The organism is Xanthomonas sp. SHU 166 (assembly GCF_000364685.1).
GTDB classification, from domain to species: domain Bacteria; phylum Pseudomonadota; class Gammaproteobacteria; order Xanthomonadales; family Xanthomonadaceae; genus Xanthomonas_A; species Xanthomonas_A sontii.
In genome coordinates this window covers 1-2,111 of the sequence record NZ_AQOJ01000957.1, presented here as the reverse complement: position 1 = coordinate 2,111, position 2,111 = coordinate 1, and the positions used below count along the sequence as shown (strand labels likewise).

At 69.3% G+C, this 2,111-nt stretch carries 3 protein-coding genes; 1 reads left to right on the top strand and 2 read right to left on the bottom strand.

What is annotated here, in order from left to right; genetic code table 11:
- Positions 1-8 precede the first annotated feature (8 nt).
- A complete protein-coding gene (locus tag D180_RS21510; RefSeq protein WP_051064878.1) occupies positions 9-1,034 on the top strand; it encodes a cyclopropane-fatty-acyl-phospholipid synthase family protein in 1,026 nt (341 codons plus the stop codon).
- A gap of 220 nt (positions 1,035-1,254) precedes the next feature.
- On the opposite strand, the gene D180_RS21505 is transcribed toward D180_RS21510, so the two are convergent.
- Positions 1,255-1,599: a RidA family protein gene (locus D180_RS21505; protein ID WP_017910151.1), complete on the bottom strand. Its 345-nt coding sequence runs from the start codon at positions 1,597-1,599 to the stop codon at positions 1,255-1,257.
- Positions 1,596-2,111, bottom strand: a 516-nt coding sequence (locus D180_RS21500; RefSeq protein ID WP_017914399.1) for a DUF998 domain-containing protein, incomplete at its 5' end; no start/stop codon positions are given. The genes D180_RS21500 and D180_RS21505, both read right to left, overlap by 4 nt.

Below are 2,111 nucleotides of genomic sequence, written 5' to 3'. Positions count from 1 at the left end.
CGGAGCCGCTGGCCACGCGCTTGGCCGAATCCGGCCTGCTGCCCGACGCCATGCTGCGCGCGGCGATGCGCCGGTTGTGCGCGCAACGCTTGCGCGACGAGCGCGCCGGCGGCGCCGACGCGGCCTGGGAGCGCCAGCGCCTGCTGATCGAATCGCTGCGCGAGAGCGCCATCGCGATCGAGACCGACGCAGCCAACCGCCAGCACTACGAAGTGCCGCCGCGCTTCTTCGAGCTGTGCCTGGGCAAGCGCCTGAAATACAGCAGCTGCTACTGGGATGCGACCACGCCCGACCTGGACGCGGCCGAAGAACGCATGCTGCAGCTGTACGCCGAACGTGCACAGTTGCGCGACCGCCAGCGCATCCTCGAACTGGGCTGCGGCTGGGGCTCGCTGACCTTGTGGATGGCCGAGCAATTCCCCGGCGCGCGCATCACCGCCGTGTCCAACTCGCGGCCGCAGCGCGAGCACATCGAAGCGCAGTGCCGTGCGCGCGGGCTGAACAACGTCAAGGTGATCACCCACGACGCCAACACCCTGACCCTGCCGACCGAGAGCTACGACCGTGTGGTCTCGATCGAGATGTTCGAGCACATGCGCAACTACCGCGAACTGCTCAAGCGGGTCAGCCACTGGCTGGTGCCGGGCGGCCGGCTGTTCGTGCACATCTTCTGCCATCGCGACCTGGCCTACCCGTTCGAGGTGCAGGGCGAGGACAACTGGATGGGCCGGCACTTCTTCACCGGCGGCCTGATGCCGGCGGCCGACACCCTGCTGCAGTTCCAGGACGACCTGGCGATCGAACGCCGCTGGCTGCTGTCCGGCCAGCATTACGAGAAGACCGCCAACGCCTGGCTGCACAACCAGGACCGCCACCGCGACACGCTGATGCCGGTGCTGCAGGCCACCTACGGCGCCGACGCCAAGATCTGGTGGCAACGCTGGCGCATGTTCTGGATGGCCTGCGCGGAACTGTTCGGCTACGAACAGGGCCAGCAGTGGGGCGTGGCGCATTACCGGTTCGTCAGGCGCTGAGGTGCTGGGGCGCTGGGGCGCCGGGAATGGAGAATGGGGAAACGGGAATGGGCGTCCCGCGAGTGCCCGGGTTACCTGCGTACCCAAGGAACTTCCGGTCAACCGCGACGGGCTTTACCGGCGACGCCTGTCGCGGCTAAAGCCACAGCTTCACGCGGTCGCTCAGGCGACGCACTGCCGGCTTTCCCATTCCCCATTCCCGACTCCCCATTCCCGGCTTTCACGCCGCCGCGGTAATCACGATCTCGATCTTCCAGGCCGGGTCGGCCAGCTTGGCCTGCACGGTGGCGCGGGCCGGGGTGTTGCCCGGGCTGACCCATTCTTCCCAGACCTTGTTCATTTCGGCGAACTCGGCCAGGTCGGTCATGAAGATCTCCGCGCGCAGGATCCGGCTCTTGTCGGTGGCGGCGAGCGCCAGCAACCGGTCGATCGCGGCCAGCACCTGGCGGGTCTGGCCGGCGATGTCTTCGCTGGTATCGTCCGCGATCTGCCCGGCCAGATAGGCCACGCCGTTGTACACGGTCATCTCCGACATCCGCGGGCCGGTATCGAAACGCTGGATCATGATGCGCTGTCCTGTAGTGGGAAGACCGCGCCATTGTCGCGCGATTGCGCCGCGGCTGCAGGCACCGGCCGCCACACGCGATACGCCACCGGCAGCAGCCAGGCCAGGATCAACACGATCGGCAGTTTCTGGGTCAGCCCGCGCGGCGGTGCGCGCCACAGCACATGCACCCACAGGGCGACGAACGCCAGCACCGCCAGCAGCAACAGCGGCCCGGCGCGGCCCCGCCACGCCGCCTGCCCGCGCAGCCACGCGCTCTGCAGCAGCATCGCCGTGGTCACGCACAGGAACGCGGTCTGCGCGGAGAGCCCGTGCACCAGCGGCGCCAGCAGCGGTGCGCGCTGCGGCAGGTAGCTGTCGCCGATCGCCACGCCGCACAGGCCGAACGCGGCGCAGCCGAACAGCACGACCGGCGCGCCGCTGCGCGCGCGTGGCGGCGCCTGCGCATACAGCCCGGCCGCCAGCGCCACCACGCCGACGGCCAGCAGGACGTAGACGGTGCGCAGCAGCAG